At 48.0% G+C, this 19,551-nt stretch carries 7 protein-coding genes; all 7 read right to left on the bottom strand.

The genetic code is table 11. The features are described from left to right. Positions 1-610: 610 nt before the first annotated feature. A complete protein-coding gene (locus AB4Z33_RS27380) occupies positions 611-5,089 on the bottom strand; it encodes a LamG-like jellyroll fold domain-containing protein (RefSeq protein ID WP_442052940.1) in 4,479 nt (1,492 codons plus the stop codon). A gap of 205 nt (positions 5,090-5,294) precedes the next feature. Next, positions 5,295-11,627: a LamG-like jellyroll fold domain-containing protein gene (locus AB4Z33_RS27375; protein ID WP_442052939.1), complete on the bottom strand. Its 6,333-nt coding sequence runs from the start codon at positions 11,625-11,627 to the stop codon at positions 5,295-5,297. Positions 11,628-12,105: 478 nt separating this feature from the next. Beyond that, positions 12,106-14,496 (bottom strand): alpha-L-arabinofuranosidase C-terminal domain-containing protein, encoded by a 2,391-nt coding sequence (locus AB4Z33_RS27370; protein WP_442052938.1) that lies wholly within the window; start codon positions 14,494-14,496, stop codon positions 12,106-12,108. 30 nt (positions 14,497-14,526) lie between these two features. Next, positions 14,527-15,966 carry a glycosyl hydrolase family 28 protein gene (locus AB4Z33_RS27365; protein ID WP_442052937.1) on the bottom strand — a complete coding sequence of 480 codons (1,440 nt, stop codon included), beginning with the start codon at positions 15,964-15,966 and terminating at the stop codon, positions 14,527-14,529. A gap of 216 nt (positions 15,967-16,182) precedes the next feature. Further along, positions 16,183-17,031, bottom strand: a complete 849-nt coding sequence (locus tag AB4Z33_RS27360) for a response regulator transcription factor (protein WP_442052936.1) — start codon at positions 17,029-17,031, stop codon at positions 16,183-16,185. Then, positions 17,024-18,805: a sensor histidine kinase gene (locus AB4Z33_RS27355; RefSeq protein WP_442052935.1), complete on the bottom strand. Its 1,782-nt coding sequence runs from the start codon at positions 18,803-18,805 to the stop codon at positions 17,024-17,026. Before AB4Z33_RS27355 ends, AB4Z33_RS27360 begins: the two co-directional genes overlap by 8 nt. A gap of 151 nt (positions 18,806-18,956) precedes the next feature. Continuing rightward, positions 18,957-19,394: a hypothetical protein gene (locus AB4Z33_RS27350; protein WP_442052934.1), complete on the bottom strand. Its 438-nt coding sequence runs from the start codon at positions 19,392-19,394 to the stop codon at positions 18,957-18,959. Positions 19,395-19,551 lie beyond the last annotated feature (157 nt).

The raw sequence follows: 19,551 nt of genomic DNA, 5'->3' as shown, positions 1-19,551 counted from the left end.
TTAGAAAGAGTCCTAGTCCGAGAAGCCAAACAACCTTCTTCTTCAACAAACTTCATCCCCTTCCAGCATATAGCGTTGATTGTTTGAATAAGGGTCTCTCATTAAATAATCAAGTTATTTGATAAACGTTTATAAAGGCGTGGAAGTTGCGTTATACTGCCCGTTGGCTTAAGAAATCGTGCATTTTTCGGGGATCACGGGGCTGTAAAGAAGTTCTTGTCCTATTACGGCTTTGTATAGAAGTTCTTGTCTTGAACTCACGACAAGAACTTCTATATAAAAAAAATAAAATAGCCGCTGATTAAGCGACTTCCAATGTATATATGTTCTTGTCGACCGACAAATTTGAAGCCCCGTCGGAGGTTCAACAACATATATCGTTGTAGGACAAGAACTTATATCTTTTCCCCTTTGGGGTTGATATCCATAAAAATAACCGTAGTCGATATAAATTACCGACCACGTTTATATGCCTGCAAAATTAAATTAGAAACTGTCCGCCTCTTGTTGCCCGGTCGCACTGCCAAGGCACATGGGGCCAAGATTTCCTCCTTGGCCCCATTTTTTGCACTTCCGCGCCGTGCTAAATACCGAAGAGCTTCTTGAAAATTTACTGAGCAAGCGCTGCAATCTCACCCGCAGTAAGAACTTTGTTATAAATACGGAAGTCATCCACTCGCCCATTGAGGTATGGATCATTGTACTGGGAGCGGCCGATCCAATTTTGCGTGGTAGAACCCATGTGGGATGGTTTAAAAGTCATAGCGTTATTGCTCCCTACATTGACGCCGTCAACGTAGAGGGTGCCTGTTGCGCCATTTAATGTGACGGCAACATGATGCCAACCTCCTGCTGCCAACCCCGACGTACCATCGATAATTTGCTCATTCGAGCCATTGTTCTTTATTGTAAAGCGGATTTTACCATTAGCTGCGTTTTTCGGCGTGAGGAACATATAGGTAGACGTTCCGGAACCAAAATCAAAAATCCGCATCCAGTTGCTCACGGAATCCAGATAAACCCAAGCCGCAATGGTGGCATTGTCAGCATTGGAGACAACGCCGGCAGGAAGAGTGACATAGTCGTTTATCCCGTCCAGATCTACTGCGTTGCCGCTTTTTCCATCAGCCCGTGACGAGCCGCCCACAAGAATGCCGTTCCAACCGCTGCCAGTGGCATCGGCTGCCGTTGATCCGCTTGCTTCGTCAAATTGAAGCTGCACGATAGGCAAAGTTGCACCGGCTACGGTAGAATTCGCGCTTTCATGACCTGGATTAACGGCGCTTACGACGTAATAATACGAGGCACCGGCAGTCAAGCCTGAATCCGTATAGCTTGTTCCAAGTACGCCCGTAGCTATGGTAGTATATGGCCCGCCGCTGGCAGTTGCACGCTTGACGTTATAACTGGTGGCATTCGTAGAAGCCGTCCAGTTCAAATTCGTTGTCAAACCGCTAAACGCCTTCGCTGACACGTCTGTCGGCACTGTCGGTACGGCTAATGTTTCCCCGTTCATCACACTCGTAACTTCTGATGGRCTAATAGCGCGGTTATAGATTCTAAAGTCATCAACCTGCCCCTTCAAATATTTATCTCCTGTCCATTCCGATTTCCCTATAAAGTTTCCGCTGGCGGTTGGCGCCAAATCGGAAGGTTTTATCGTCATCCCCGTATTGGTTGCCGCTTGTACCCCGTCTATATACAAAATACCCGTGCTGCCGGATAGTGTAACTGCAATGTGCTTCCAAGTGTTAGCGGTTACATTACCGCCCGCTGAAATACTCTGTTCCGCCGTATTGCCATTAGCGGTAATCGTAAATCGGCTTCCATTAAGCAGCATCATCATATATTTCGATGGAGTCGCGGCAGCTGCCGGCCCGGCAGTAAATAAGCTGATCGGATTAGCCGTATTACTGGACTTCACCCATGCGGCAAATGTCATACTGCTCAAATCATCCGTAATGTTACCCGGCAGCTCCACATAGGCCGCATCGGTATTTGCTCCTCCGAGGGTAATGGCATTCCCGTATTTGCCTGCTGTCCACGTTGCAAGAGTCCCGCCATTGATCGTACCACTATTCCCATATCCGGATGCGTCTACCGCTGCGGTCCCGCTAGTTTCGTCAAATTTATACCAGGCTATTAAGCTTGAATCCGGCATGGCATTTGAAGTCGTTGCCGAAGCAATAACCGATATGCCGGATTCCCCCAGCGCATTTACCGAAGTTACTTTAAAATAGTATGTTTTATACGATTTTAATCCTTTGCCGGCAAAGGATGTTCCTGTAATCRCATCCGTATTTACCTTTGTATAAACAGCATTAACGGCGGTAGAGTCAGACATGTAGACATTGTACCCCGTTGCTCCCGTTACTGCCGACCAGCTTAGGTTGATCGAGTTGTAATCCGCTGTTGCTGYCGTTACGCCTGGCGGCGCTGCCGGTACGGTTGCCAATGTTTGCCCATTCATCACGCTTGTAACTTCAGATGAACTTAAAGCACGGTTATAGATTCTAAAATCGTYAACCTGCCCTTTCAGATATTTGTCTCCCATCCATTCCGATTTTCCGATAAAGTTTCCACTGGTCGCCGGTGCCAAATCGGAAGGTTTAAACGTCATACCCGTATTGGTTGCTACCTGTACCCCGTCTATATACAAAATACCCGTACTGCCGGATAGCGTAACTGCAATATGCTTCCACGTGTTAGCGGTTACATTCCCGCCCGGTGAAATACTCTGCTCCGCCGTATTACCATTAGCGGTAATCGTAAATCTGCTTCCCTTAAGGAGCAYCATCATGTATTTCGTTGGCGTTGGAGCAGCCGCCGGCCCGGCCGTAAATAAGCTAATCTGATCAGCCGTATTACTGCTGTTCACCCAAGCCGCAACGGTCATACTAGTTAAATTATCCACAATATTTCCTGGCAGCGCCACATAAGCGGCAGTTGTATTCGTTCCGCTAAAGGTAATCGCATTTCCATATTTACCTGTTGACCACGTTGCATTCGTACCGCCATTGATTGTCCCGTTATTCCCGTATCCGGACGAGTCTGCGGCCGTAGTTCCGCTAGTTTCGTCAAATTTATACCAAGTGTTTAAGCTAATATCTGCTACTGCTTTTACTATGGCATTGTAAGTCTGTCCGTTGTAGGTAGCTGTAATCGTAGCTGTACCTATACTTGCCCCCGTAACTACACCTGCTGCATTCACTGCTGCCACGGCCGGGTTAGATGAAGAATAACTCGCTTGAGTTGTAAGGTCCTGCATGCTCCTATCAGGATACATGACCGTTAATGCCGTATTATGCGTATCATTCACCATAATGGTATAACTGCTTGCATCCAAAGCCGGAACGCCTGTTCCTCCCGTTGCCGCGGATACGACAGCTGACGTCGATCCCCCGGCTACGCCAACCTGATAATAGTAAATCGTATTAGGTGTCAATCCGGTGTCGCTATAAGATACTGCCGTAATTGGCGCGCTGTTAATCTTTGTATAAGTCCCATCCGGCGTTGTGGATCGATACACGTTATAGCCCAGTGCTCCCGAAACAGCCGTCCAACTTAAGTTGATCGTATCCGAGCCTGCCATCGTTGCCGTTAACCCTGTTATTCCGCCCAAAATTTTCTGATTGCTCAAGCCGACCGTCTTAGCGGCATCAGGCGTGTACAACAAAGTAGCAAGCGGATAATCTTTGCCTGCAACTTCCGGCATTCTCGTCTCATAGGCATAGGCCAAATATTTATATTTCTCCCCAGTCATATCCCGTTGTTCGATATATTTATAATAGTTATATAAAACACTGAAGTAAGCATCGATTCTGCCTCTGTAGTCTGCGTTGATCGTATTATAATATTGAATCGTACTGCTTTGGTTTGCCCATGCAGGCGTCCATAACACATCATAACCCAGATGATACTTCAGAGCATAGGTGGTTCCTGCGAGCAACCGGTCATCCAGGAAGTTGAATGGATTCACCGCGTTAGCAGCAGTAGACATCGTTCCATTTACCGGATCAACCTTCGTGCCTTGGGCATAGATGGTTTGCGCCAATGTAGACAGTCCGGCGATATCGGCGTAAGTATGCCCCACGTCACGCCCCATTTCGATTGCCTGCACGTGATAATCCGACGGGTCCATTGTCGCTCCCGTTACCTCGTTTTGCGTCATCATGCGCATCTGATACTTGATCGAACCGTTTCTTCCGCCTTGATCGCCTGCGGAATTCACGGTCGCTGCTTCTACGGCCTCTGCATAAAGCTGCAAGTCATTGGTGAAGATGGCTCTACCCATCGTTCCCATAACCGTAAACTGATGCTGATTCATAAAAAAGGTATGGGCGTTATAAGTAACGGAAAGGAGGCTCATAGCATTGGTAAGATTGGCGGTATCCGCAGCGTTCCATTTCAGACTCTCAGTCGGCGTATCGGAATAGCGTAAAATTTCTGCAGCTGCCGCTAATAGATAAGTCACCGTTGCGAAACGAAAGCTCGTATGCGTAACGACAGACTCTATCGCAGAATAAGATCTTATAATATACATGGCATTGGAACGGTACGCTTCATCGCCGGTAATATACCACATAATCGCCTGCATGAAAGCGGTTTGAGAATCCGTATTGGCACGGGTCCCTACATAATCGCTGGGATTGGACCAATAGACGCCGTTGGCGTCAGTAAACGCCCAAGGACCAAGAATATTGACGAATAAATMGTTCCCGACTTGATAATAGATGGCTGGAGTCTTGCTGGCTTGGGAGTCGCTGGAAAATGCATGAAATGCCGTATTCCAAGGCTCGTCGCCAGCTCTTACATGATCGCGCATATTGTCGAGATCGGCCAGGGACATGGCAATGCCCGGATGATGGATGGTTGCCGATATCGTGTTCCCGGAAGAATCCGTATACGAAGCATTGACATCGGCATTTACGACCTGAGGTTTATAAGAAGTGATCAGCGGCGAGATAGCCGCATTCGCCGTCTCGCCGCTCCCCAAAACGAAGAAGCTTGTTACTGCCAAAATAAAACAAAGCATAACGAAAATAATCCGATGATAGAGTTTTCTTTCCTTAAAGTTAGGGAGAACCATATATTTTCCTCCTTGGTTAGATGGATTCGAGAGAACGGCACAACAACCCCTGTCTGACTTGGCATTCGTTTGATCCGGCTTTCTTTTATAAAAAAAGGGATGCCCGGAAGCAAAAATCGCAATCGGAGCATCCCTTGAAGCCGTCAAGACATTAGATGCTTGGACGGCAGCGGAAATGGTTTCTTCTACTAGGATGTCAAATTTCTTAATTCACGGTAACAGTAATCGTCTCGCTAGACGTCTCGCCCGCTGCATTAAGCAATACGGCGCGGTATTCGAACACCCCCGGCGCCTTGGCGGTGATATTCGTGATCGCCTTCTGGGCGTTCGGCGACGCTTTGCTCAGCGTCTGCGTGTCGATCAGTACGCCGTTCTCGTACAAGCGGTATTCGGAACCGTTCGTCCCCCACCACAGGTTCATCGTGACGCCGTAATTTCCGTCGCCGTCCCAATTGTCATGGGACAGCACCGGCTTACCCGGAGCAGCGTCGGTGACTTTGACGACACGCGGGTCGCATTTCGTCGTGCCGAAGCTGTTCGTCAGCTCACACGTATACGTGTAAGTTCCGTTCGTTTTGCCCGTAATATCCTTCTTCACGGTTTGCGCCTCCGGCGAGCTGTCCGTCAGCGACTGTGTATGGATCAGCACGCCGTTCTCGTACAGCTTGAATTCGGTACCGTTGTTCCCCCACCACAGATTCATCGTGACGGAATAGTTGCCATCCTTCAGGCCCATGTGATGCCCATTGTTGTCGGACAGAACCGGTTTCCCCGGAGCACTGCCGGCAAGCGGCGTTATGTCGTGCAGCCACTGTGCCCAGCGGACCAGCGCCGCTGCTTGTTCGGCCTTAAACACTTTGCCGCTTTGCTTGTTCATTTCCGCGATATACGTTTTCAGCAGTTGGCGGGCTTCCGCGCCTTTGCGCTGCTCGGCTTTCGCTTTGGCGTTAGCCAGCCACTGCTGAAGCGATGCTGCAACTTGATGAGACCCCGCAGCGTCGGTCTCGGCCGCGAACGTACTGGTCAACGCAGACAGGCTGTCGAATGTCGCTACTACGCTATACGAATGTACGGCTGATCCCAGGTTTCCGGCGGCATCTTCCGCTTCCACCGATAGGGTATGAACGCCAGGCTCAAGCGTATAAGCTTTAATATTCATTAGCGGTGCATCGCACAGCGAGTAAGTCACGCCGGATACAGTGTCCAGCGCACTGCACGTGATGCTGACCGTCTGATCGATCGTGTAAGTCTGCTCCCCGGCAATAGTTGACTGTGGTGCCGTCTGATCTAACTTGATCTCGAGCGAACCCATCTCTCCCGTATTAACGGAACGGCGGTACTGTACAAGATGCGTTCCCTCTTGATCAAAGACCAATGGCACATTGTAGGCAGTCCATGAGCTCCCGCCATTCAAACTGTATTCCGCAAAATCCGCAGGAGACAAAGTCACCGTTACTGGAGACGTATACCAACCGTTCTTGCCGCTCGGCTCGACCGGATCAATCGTTACAGCTATTTCCTTATTGATCGTGACGTTGTACAGATTCTCCGTTCCATCTTCTGCCGTTACTAAAATCTGAAGTACGGTGCTTTCACCGGCAAGCTCAACATTGTGCGAGCTTCCGCTTTCCACCACAATACCGTTAATCTGAACTGTGGCCGCATCTTGGCTTGCAACCGCCGTGACATTGATGGTTGATATGCTTGCATGCACACTGGCAGAGTAGCTTGTTACGCCTTGTTGAAATGCCGGGATCAGCGATACTTCGTCTAGTGCCAAGCTGGACAGCGTGGCATCAGATTCTACTTTTTTTCTAAAGACGGCCTTCAGATTCCAGTCTCTTGCGACATTGTAGGTCTTGCCTCCCCCCAAATAACCGCCGGCATAGGTAGTCAGATTGAATACGGGATATTTTGTCCACAAATAATCCGCTGCAAGCCCGTAGCTTTCTGTCTGTTCCACCCATTTCACAAATTCGTAGCCTTCGTTCGGAATCGCTACGACCGTGACGGATGTCGCATCATCGTACAAGGTCAACGAGGTACCAGCATCCGCAGGCGGCTCCGGTGCAGGCGGCAAACCGTTCGTATTAATATACGCCAAGGTCGTACCGGCTGCCGGATCATTAACCGATGTAGTGATCGTGTGCTCCGGCAGGTAGACCTCCAGATTATCTCCAGCTTCCCCGAATACGCGCAGCTCCGAAATATTACCGAACCAGTTGCCTCCATAAATACGCACATAACGGAAGCCTGCATCCTTATATCGTTCCAATACGTTGATCGGCTGCCAAATGTTAAAGCTGTAGCCTTTCGAAACCTCGGAAATCACGCTCCATGTTATCCCGTCAACAGAAGCGCTTACGCTAACGGCTCCCGCTCTTCCAGGAAAGCCGGGACGACCCAGAATCTCGATTCGGTCCAGCTTCATCAATTTATCCGCTCCGAAATCCATCTCATAATATCCCCAACCTCCGTTACTAAACCTTACATCAGAGAAGGTAGATACTTTGCCGTCGAACAAATAACTGACTTCATTCGCATCCAGCGTATTGTCCGAGCCTTTTAAGAACGGCTTTATTTGCCCGGAAATTTCATTGGATGTGTTGGAAACTAATATTTTCTGCGAAACAACCGTATTGGTCATCGGATCCGTAACCAGTGTCTCCGGATAGGAATAAATCGTATCGGCTGCTTTGCCATCCTCATAGGTATAATCCAGCGTAATGGCGACATAACCGGACTTCGATCCCTCATGGACCGTATACTCCGCAGTATAAGAACCCTCTCCGTTCGGTATGACAGCAACGGGCTCGCCCTGAATCGTCGCTTTGATATCGGAAACAGGCTCGGTTTCCTTGAATGTGAGAATGACCTTGTCCCCCGTAACCGCTCTTGGGGCAACAACAAGAGTATCCTGATCGGGAACGGCGTTCTCCACTTTCATAGCTATATCCTTCAGCTTAATAACCGTTTCATATCGTTCTCCAAAAATGTGAAGATCTGCGATGGAGAACGGCTGATCCTCCGTGTAGTCATCTTTGTTCAATACGCCTGAGGTAAGATCCTTCAATCGGTAAAAACGAAAGCCGGTATCCTTGTATTCGTCTTTGATCGAATACGTGAACCAGTCTGTCGTGTAAAGCGACATATCGTCAGAGATGCGCACCCAGTTCGTATAGTCATTGGATGCCAGAATGATTGCTCCCTCTGACCGATCCGGGAAACCGCCGTCTGCCAATATCTTCATTTCGTGCGGTTTAACCTTGAAGCCCTCGCCAAAATCGATCGTAAACATCTTACTGTCAACAATCCACCTGATCGGAACACCAGAAGCATGGCCGTCTACCAGCGAAGCCCCGCTGACATTGGCGCTGTCCGGCGCCCCGACCGCGATGCCCGACAAATCCAGCGCTCCGTCCTCTATCAACGGATTCAACACACGGAGTCCGCTAACAGCTGCCTTCAGAGCAAGCAACGCTTCATTCCTGTCCGCTTCGTATCCGGATTCGATCAAGGCGAGCGCCGCATCAAGCGCTTGCTTGAATACAGTAAAGCTTGCCGTTTCGTACACTTGAACGGAGTCGTAAGACTCGATCGTTTGATCGATAGCCTCTGAATAGTCGCCTGCTAGTGTAACGGTAACGGCAAGCACATTAATGGATGTGCCATTGGCAGCCGTCATATGGAAGGTATAATCGCCTGCTGGCATGGATTCCGGAATYGTTCCGGACAGTATGCCCGCGGAACTTACTTGAATATTGGCTTCGCTTGCAAACCCTGCTTCCTCCACGACAGCGTACGTAATGCTTTGGCCTGTATTGCTTGCGGAATTGGATAGGTCATATTGCAGTTGCCCCGACTGGTAAGTGTCGAAATGCAGAACGTTTACGCCTCCGCTGAAGAGAGGGTTTTTAACCGTTGCGCTATTCACCAGCATATGATCCAACTCCACATATTCACCTATCTCGCCGATGACATTGAAATAAATGATGGAGTCGGCCTGGAAGTCGGTGCCTTTCACTGTACTCAAGTTGACGATCACATATTTCCATTCCTCTCCGGTATCCGGAAGGATGACCGAAGCGAACGCATCCTTGCCATGATTGGCATGGAATTTCAAGGTCGTCATGGCATTGCTTTTGATTCGGAAAGCAAGATTGCCGTTTCGCCAGACGCCTGCACCGAAAACAGCGAACCTGGAATCCGCATCTGTCGCCTCGACACGGATTGCATCGTTATTCGCATCATTTGTCCTTGTAATGCTGTCGTTAAACGGAGTAAACCTTGTCTCGAACTGATAAGGAACCGTACTGCCGTTCTCCGCAGTTGCAACCGCCGGAACAGGTTGGCCTAAAGCAGCATCGGGAATATAGAGCCACATATCGTTTACGGTCAGACCAAAGATTTCCCAAGTCCGATACATTTGTTCAGCTACATACTTAAAATCCGGATCTTCATCGCTATAGCCTTTGCCGTACTTATAAATGTAATAGTAGTCCTCGCGTCCGCCTATACGTCCGCGTCTGTCCGAACTGATCGGATTATTGTTGCCGTCGTTGAACGGCACCTTATAGCCCATATTATATTTATAGTAGAAATTGGTTCCTTTAAGCAGCCTATCATCCATAAAGGAATAAACATCGACTCCATCCGCGTTCGTCGTTGCTGTACCGTCAACCGGATCAAGCAAGGTGCCTTGTGCGGCAATGGTTTGAGCCAGAATGGCCATTCCTTCAATGTTATCATAGGAATGCGGCTGATCCCGCACCATCTCCTTGACAGCCACTACCGGTTCGTCCAAAGCATTCCCTTCGTGGTCGACGATAAACTCGAACATGCCGTTGGCAAAGGAGCCGTCATGATATTTTTGATCTGCAGGAGTTGCGGCATTTACGGTTGCATACTCCAACGAACGCTCGTACTCGGCCTTGTTATCCATGAATATATGGGAAGATAATTGAGCCATTATGGTCGTTTGGTGCTGGTTCATCCAATTCGTATTTCGATTCATCCAAAGCCGAAGCGGCGGTTCCAGAAAGTTTGTGCTGTAATTTTCGGAATACTCGTCCTTCCATTGCAAATTCTCGCGATTGGTGCTCGTATAACGCAGCAATTCGGCAGCCGCATTCATATAATACATTGGCGGCCCGTTGTGAATATGCGCATCGGTTACATACTTCGCCTTAGCTGGATCCAGACTGCCCCATAACAGGACGATCCGCATCGCTTTCTCCCGATAGTCGGGATCCCCTGTCATGAAATACATAATTGACTGATAGTACGCTGCAGTCGCATCCTGCGTCATTGCGCCATTAAAGAGGCTGGTGCTATAGTTGTCGTAGGTGTAGTTCGCCTCAAGTGCGTCAAAACCAGCGGACGGATTTTTATCGATTCTGATCCAGTACGATTTGGACGCGAACGAACTGGCCGCAAAGTTTTCGAAATATCCGTACCACGGCTGTTCTTTATTGCGGATATGCTCCCGTATGCGAATCAGATCCGCTGGCGCCACACTGACGGCAGGATGAACAAGCGCTGTGCCTGTATTGTTGACGAAGGTCGGCAAAGGCTCGGACAAACCTTGTATAGCTGCAAGCAATTCAGCAGCCATTGCGTCCAACTGCTCCTGCGTCGCTTCAGGGTCCACTTTCAAGGACTGCGCGCGATCGTTAACTTCCAGCAATACAGCCCAAGTTTCGTCCGAATAGAACTGCTGGCCAACCGCAATGATTTTGCCAGCTTGATTCAGCGCGGAATCGAAATTGGACTCTTTGTAAACCCTTTCAATCTCTTCCGCGCTTAAGGAATAGTCATAAATACGGAATTCGTCAACCAAGCCGTTGAACAATGCATCGGAAGCGAATTGGCTTTTCCCGATATAGTTCAAATTCGGCGCAAAATCGCTTGGCTTGATCGTGACATTATTATTCGTTGCCTTCAATTGACCGTTTACATAAAGCTTAACCGTTCCGCCTCCCAATGTCAGAGCCACATGCGTCCATTGCCCGATTTGCAACTGAGCCGTATCGACAACTTGCTCGGCACCGCCGTTTTTAATGGCGAACCGCATAAGGCTCCCTCTTTTCGGGGTCAGGAACATATAGTTGTTTGTGCCTTTACCGAAGTCGAACAGTCTCTGCCAGTCGGCTCCGCCTTTCCAGTTCACCCATGTCGATATCGAAATGGCCTCGTAGCCTGACATCGGATGGTTGGCAGGCAGCGACACATAAGAGCCGTTCAGGCTTATCGCTTGCCCGACGACCCCGTCCACGTATGAGGCGGTTCCGGTCACCGTGCCGTTAGCCGATCCGCCTGTGCTGTCGGTGTTCCCTTCAAACTCGTAAACGATCGGCTTCGGAGTACTTTCGTAAGTAGACTTCRTTACAGTCTGCGCGTAAGTAGACTCCGTAACAGACTCACCCGAACTTGCGGACTCTTCAGCATGCACAGGCAACGCCAGAGAGAACAGCATTATCAGGGAGAGCATCAGCGCTATCATCCTGCGCGATTGCATATTAACATTTATGAATGTCATCTCGTTCCTCCAGATATAATATTTCTTCAAATTACTCTCTTGCCCTAATCAATTACAGATTGAGAAAACCTCTATTGAAGCCTTTCGAAGATGTACGACCGCGTTTAGAGGTAGGTTTTATCGCCAAATAATATTTATTGTGATAAGAAAACTCACCTCCCGATCAATTGCATTCGATATGAAGCGCTTTCACTTGTAGATGTAATTTACTCCTTTCTTAAACTAGTCGCATGCGGAGGACTACCGTGTCCGGTAATTCAGTTTCATTCTAATTGCATCCCCTATTCAATAGTGTTGAAACATTGCTTGAAAATGTTTGACTATTGGCATGTCATTGAGTCATGCAGTACCATTTCCTCACATACCCAGATTCCAGTATCACAGCATGAAAAGGATGCCGTACTGAACAGCATCCTTCTCACAATTATTTATTCATTCGAATTCCTATGCGGATTCTGTCGGATAACAGAGAGAACGGTCATCCTTTCCTAACACGGAACACAGTAACTGAATGCTTAAGGAACTCGTAGCTTACTTGATTACCTGACGTTAGCAAGCTCTTATACTTTGGAGCAATCTTCTTCGGCTCTTCAAAGCTGTTCGTCTCATCCAGCTCGTAACCCGACATCTCGTATATATCGATCGAAAAGCGGTCCGCATCCAAGTCTGCAAACTGAAGCTGCGACTGTACGTCCGCGCCCTGTACGTTCACGACTTTGACTATGATCTCCCCGGTTACCGCGTCTATACTCGAAGAGCAGTACAGCGGCTCGATAACTGGTGCAAGGTGCTCGGTGTCATTGATCAGAACACCATCAATATACGTACGTATTCTACGTCCGTCTACTCGCACTTCCAGATCATACTCCACGCCGGTCTCTGCCGAGAATAAACTTTGTGTCAGACAACCTCTGTACCCGTTCGAGCCGGCGTGAATCATCGATTCCTGGTTTGAATGGCTGCCCGCTTCCCACATCACATAATTGGCGTCATCCTGATAACCGAAGTACATAATAAATCCTCTCGAACCATTTGTCCTTGTTGCCTTCATCCTCAGCGAGTAGGTTTTCAAATCCGTCTCGCCGACTACCGCTTTTCGGCCTAATTCAGAGCTGAGACGCCGGTCAGCTTCCGTTTCCCCAATTACGACTTTATCCGTCAGCGACTTCACTTCGCCAGTCTCGTGGTTGATCAAGCGAATATCGCGATAAACCGCTTCACAAAGATTCGCCCCTACCAACAGCTTTCCATCTAGTCGGTCTAAGTTGGATGACGGCTGGGCTGGAGAAGCGAATCCTTCGGTTTCAATGCGCAGCAAATGGTCGCCTTGATGATGCATGAACAATTGCTGAACATAGTAATTGGCCGTACCGAACACGTGATGATTATTGAACCAAATCAAATCCGGCTTCCAGTCTACATAATCCACGTTGCACAGCAGCGGAGCATAACATGCCAAACCGACAGCATGAGCGTTTTTCTCTAGTCCGGTCATGAAAGCCGCTTCAACAAGTGCATTGTAGTACGTATTTCCCCAGGAAGCATATTCGCCTAGAAACACTTTAGGATCATCGGCGCTGAAGGAATCGTACCGATGATAGTGAGCCAGTAACCAGTCCGGAGACTGATAATAATGTTCGTCTACGAAATCCGAGCCGTTGTCCCGCGCGGAACGCCATCCGCGTTCATATTCTCCGCCGGCAGCGAACGGTCCACTTGAATTAATGATCTTAATGTCGGGATACTTTGCTTTTATAGCTTGATGGAAATAGGTATACCGCTCAAAGAACGGCTCACCGATCTCTTCATTACCTATGCCGATATACTCCAGATTGAAGGGCTCAGGATGGCCGAGCAGCGCGCGCAAGCTCCCCCACTCGGTAGAAACATCTCCGTTCGCGAATTCAATGAGATCGAGCGCATCGTCGATCCATGGGCCCAGCTCGTCAATCGGAACATAACGCTGGCTATGCGGATCGCTTCCAGCCGGCAGAATCGGAATCGGCTTTGCTCCGATATCTTGGCACAATTGAAAATATTCCAAATATCCTAAACCCAGCGTCTGATGATATCGCCAGTTGTTCTTCCTCGGCGGTCTTTGCTCGACAGGCCCGATCGTATTTTTCCATCTGTACATGGAGTCGCGGTCCTGGTGATTTAGCGATCCGTCGTGAATAAGGCAACCGCCAGGGAAACGCATAAATTTCGGCTTCAGGTCGGCAAGCAACGTCGCGATGTCCTCACGCATTCCACCCGGTCTATTCCGAAATGTCTTGGTTGGAAAAAGCGAGATCATGTCCAAATACAAGGTTCCCGTTCCCTTGGTTACAACGGCCAACCTACCGCTGAAATCAGTAGCCGAAGAAGCAACGGCGACCTCGTATTTCTTCCACTCCGAAGTGACCGCAACCTTCGTTTCGCCGTATACCTTACCATCGATCCCCTCCAGCCTTACCGTTACCGGCTCATCGAAGCTTGAACTCCGTCTGGCGTACATGGAGAACGTATACGTTTCATCTTCGCGATAAGGCAATCCCGAATTGAAGCCCAAATTTTTAATGCCTACGCCATCCCCAGACTCTATAATCTCGACCGCTACGTAATGAGGGTTACGGGGATGGATTGGATGCGCCTGCTCTATGCGTATGCTGCTCTTTCCTCCGCCCAGCTCGACCATCTCCCATGCCRATAAGCCGTCATAATCAGGCCGATCAATCGGATCGAATTCGAATGAACGGTTTCTGACCATCTCTGCATAAAGCCCTCCATCCGCCGCATGATTAATGTCCTCAAAAAATATGCCGAACAGATCGCCYAAAGCGGCCCCTTGCTCTTTTGTATATATCGAAATTGTTCCTGTTGTACTCATTATCCTCTTCCCTCATCTCGCATATTCTTCTTATTCCTTGACGAAAACGATGTTGCGTACATAATCGTTCATAACAAGAGTCCGATGACCGTTTCCTTCCACGCGTTCATTCCCGATCCGCAAGTTATCGAATAGGATGCCATCTACGACGCGTTCATCGTCAAAGCCGTGAATACGGGAAGGGTGAGGCGTTCCGCCTGCGTAATGAATGTCCCGAAATACGACCTTTTCGATTCGATTGCCTGGCAAGGGATTATAATCTTCRTTCTGAACGACGCGGATATCGAACAATTGCCCCTGCTCGATCGCTTCGACGCGAATGTTCTCGAATACGACGTTCCGGATCGTATTCCCGTCTCCCGCATTAATCGCCATAGCTCCCCAATAATTAGGTTGAAGCTCGTGGTGCTCAAGAATATCTATATTTTCGAATCGAAGTCCTTCGATGATATCGCCGTTGCGTCCATGATCACCATGCGTGCCAATCATGATCGGATGCGCAACATCCGCCCAAAGAATGGAATTTCGCACCGATACCTCTCTTGTATCACCGTAGAAATCCCAACGCKAGCCGTAGACTGCTATGCAATCGTCCGAATTCCGCATGAATATATCATCGATGTCAATCTGTTCGCTTGACATGATATCGATTCCATCCGACCAGCCTCTCGTACTGAACGACTTGAAGTTCCGGATCGATATCCCGCGCGACTTACCGATAAATACGCTGTAATGCGGAGGGTCGATGACCGTAATGCCTTCGATTGCAATATTCTCGGAGAAAATAATCCGAACGCCCCGGAATGCCGAAAATCGATGGAAATCGGCGAGGTACACAAAACCCCTTCCGCGTATGGTAACGTCTCGCACATGCTCGCATACGATCGAGCCGACAAGGATCGCCCCGCCTGCGAGATAGACCGTCTTGCCTGACGAAACGGGAAGCACCATCTCTTCGATATAGTGCATGCCCGGTGCGAAATACAAAATATCGGGAGCTTGGCGTTCGTTGTTGCTGTCATTGAACTGCCGCAATATATCCGACAAGCGATGAATCCCTGGCTGAATCGCGAGCACATTCGGATCATCAGGATTTGGAGCATCCGCCTCAACAGGATTCGCAAATAAATGCAAATTGCCGAATCGTTCGCCATTGCATTCGATAACAAGCTTTCTCGGCCCATCCAGCGTCAATCGAATCGTGTCCTCTTCTACTTCGTAACCGATAGAATAGGACAGAGGTCGAATAACCGCCTCTTTCAATTTCCCGCGCCGAAACGTAATTTCCGTTTCTACAGTCCCTTCCATATCGAAACTGGCCATGGAGGCTTCCCGCACATCGTGCATATCAACCTTCACCTTATAGACAGGCACATGCTGCCAATCCCCGCCGGAAACCCGAACCTTTACTTTAAAATCATCGAGTAAAACCGCCCCCCTCGGGGCATCATACGTTACCACGCTGTTCACTTGCTAAACACCTCGTCCATTCTTTTTATTGAAAGCGCTTTACAATTATCATATATAAATTGTTTCCGATAGAGTATTTAGCCCAGTTAGGGAAATATGGACAATTTACAGTTTGATGCGCGGATTATCGAATGGCGCTAACGATCGTCCATGTTCTTCTAATCTATATCGATAGAAACAAAAGAAAAAAATCCCGTCGATGACGGGATTCGAAAATCAAATATAGGTTGATGTCCGATAGCTGCTTGGGGTCGTTCCCTTCGTGCGCTTGAAAATCCGGCTAAAATAAAAATAGTCGCTATATCCCGACTGCTCCGCAACCTCATTGATCGGCAGATCCGTTTCCGACAATAGGCGGCATGCGTATTCCATTCRCAGCGCGGTTACATATTGCGTAAAGGTTGTATTCGTTTCCTTCTTAAACAATTGACTGATGTAATTGGCATTGACATTAAAATGCTCCGATAAGAATGAAATCGTAAGCTCTTCACGATAATGCTCATCAACATATTCTAATATGCCTTTAAATGATCTGTTCCTTACTTGCTGCGTTCCCACATTGTTCCGAACAGCCTCTTGACTCTCTGGGATGATCCCAGCGGCAAGCAGCATTTTCTTCAGCCGCTCCGTATGTTCCAGAGCTCCCGTTTCCAGATACTCCAGGATATCCGCATCTTTGTTCTTTTCATTATCCTTAATGAGCTTTGAGGCTTTTTTGAGAAATCCGGATATTTCGAATTCGTCGAACGGCTTCAAGCAATAACCGAAAGCGCCATAGTTGATTGCTTTTTGGGCGAGCGCAAACTCTGCATATCCGCTGAGCACGATGACCAGCGCTCTAGAAGAAACATCCTTTAACTGCTTGATAAGCTCCAATCCGCTAATCCCTGGCATTCGAATATCGGTAAAAACAAGGTGAGGTTCGATTGCCTGGATCTCATCGAATGCTTCCGACCCGGTTAATGCGTAACCGGATACTTGGAAACCGTACGCCTCCCAATCGACGCTTGCGATCAAGCTTTTAATAACAAGTTCCTCGTCGTCAACCAGAAACACTTTATACATCGTCATCTCTCCCAAGCGGTAGGCTAATGGTTGCCATCGTTCCGGCGTCGCGTTTGCTTGAAATCGTTATACCGTACGCTTCGCCAAAGTTCAATTTGATTCGGTTATTGACGTTGACCAGACCGATATTCGTCCGCTGATTATCCGTCATATCCAGAATAACCGACAATTTGTACTTCAGTATCCGAAGCTGTTCCTCATCTATGCCCGCACCATTGTCGGCAACGGAAAGGATAAGCATCTCCTCGGATTGCTCGACAATAATCTCAAGAAGTCCTCCGTTATCGGTACGCGGTTCAATTCCGTGAAAGATAGCGTTCTCAACCAGCGGCTGCAGGATCATCTTGGGAACTTTGCAGGATAACAAGTCCTCTGGAATGCGATATTGGACATTAAGTCGGTTGCCGAAGCGGATTTGCTGAATGTGTATATGGCTTTTAACCAATGTTAACTCTTCCTGAAGCGTTACGAAATCTGTGCCTTTGATGCTGTATCGAAAAACGAAAGCGAGGGCCTTCGCCATATGAAAGATTTTATCCGAGCCTTCTTCAACTGCCATGCCTTTGATCGATTCCAACGTATTATATAGAAAATGCGGATTGATCTGGCTCTGCAAAAATGCCAATTCGGACTGCTTCTTCACAAGTTCCGCTCGATAAAGCTTCGTATTGCTGTCTACCAGCTGCCTGGTCAACATATCAATCTCATCCAGCATACGATTGAAATCGCTTGCCATGCTGCTGATTTCGGCATACCCCTGCAGGCTGATGCGATTGTTCAAGTTGCGAAGATGTCCAAGCTTGAAGTCATTCATGAATCGCATCAATTTTTTCAGCGGMATCAGTATATTATTAACGACAAGCAAGAATGGGAGAGACAGTACCAGCAAGGATATGAACAGAATCAGCAACGATTGCTTGCGGATATCTTCCAGTCCACGCAGCAATTCACTTTTCGGCAGATTGAACACGAGCTCTCCCCCAATATCGGGAATCTCCCCCCTCTGCATATAAAAACTGGAATCCGAATTAACGGAACTGATCTGTGTATAAGGCGTGCCGGTCTTTACGCCATCCACATTGGAATAAAACACATTTCCGTTGCGGTCAAGCGCGTAAAGCTTGCTCCCTCCCATCTTATCCATGCTGGGCGGCGATCCCAATATTACCTTAGCATCCAGAACAATCATAATAACGCCGAATTTCTTATCGTTCCCGAAATCAATCGTCGAGTAGATGGGGCTTCCCACAATAAAAACATCCCTGGTGATGTTATTAATTCGCATCTTTTGCACGCCGGTAAAGTTAAAAAATTGATTTATTGGTATTTCATCCATAAACGGCTTCAAATTTTTGACGGCTCCGTTCAAATTGAACGTCGTGCCGTCGACGCCGATCAAAGCAATATCCAGTATGCCATCTTTCATATTCCTCATGTCTGCCATATAGCTCATCAATTGCGTATATTGCGTATACTTTTTGACGGGATCCTTCTCATTCAAATATGGCTGCACGATCTTAGGATTGTAGGCAATGCTTAGAAGGATCCGCTTAACTGCGTCGCTGTTGGCAGCTATGGTACGATTAATTTGAGCAATCATTTCTTTATGGTATTCGCTGTTTTTCTTCTCGACGACTTCAGCCGCTTTCAAATAATTGGTATATACGATGACTAAGACAATAACGATTATAATGGCTACTAGAACGGAAAGTTGAAACCCGATCGGCAAGCTCTTCAAAGCTTTCCTGCTTCTCACGAACTGCATGCTGAACATCTCACCACAACTCCTTATCAGTCATACCCTCCATGATGGCATTATGGATCAATAATTGCAAAAGTAAAAGTTTATGTCGTYGTTCAGGAGCTAACCGACAAAAAACAGGAATAGGCAGCGTCGCTGTCCATCCCTGTTCTATTAATCATGTCTAATACTCCGAAGGCTTCTTTTGGAAACACTTCAGTCTTTCGTATTCCTCCATCGTAATGGTCAGAATGGTACCGTGCTTGAAGCCATACGGGAATCTAAAGGATTGATCCGACCGTACGAATTGCCCGCTTGCCAGATTGTCCGCGATAAACGGTACATATCCTTGTCCCTCAGCCGAGGCGCCATAGAAGTCCAGGAACAAGCACCATCTTCCGTCTACTAATTTAACCGCCGTTGGAGCCTCGTATAGTCCGGCTTCGACATTCTCCATACTCTTGTCAAACGTATCTGCTCTCTTGAAAGGACCTGTTATATCGTCCGACACCATTAAAATAATTTTGCCGGGATTTTGTTCGCTCTTTAAAAACATATAATAGCTTCCGTCTTCCTCGTACATCGCGGAGTCGATGATACCGCTGTCTTCTTTTTGATACAATAATTGCGCTTGCGTGAAAGATTTAAAATCTTTGGTTCGGGAATAATAAATGCCTTTGAATCCATAATTATTGCTGCTATGGGCTGAAGACCAGTTCGGAATTTTGTGGGCACCGGATATTATATATGATAATAAGAGTGATGATTACGTAATTCAC

It is taken from the genome of Paenibacillus sp. 2TAB19, assembly GCF_052115185.1.
GTDB lineage: Bacteria > Bacillota > Bacilli > Paenibacillales > Paenibacillaceae > Pristimantibacillus.
The sequence above is the reverse complement of the archived record's forward strand: the minus strand, read 5'-3'. Positions and strand labels throughout refer to the sequence as shown.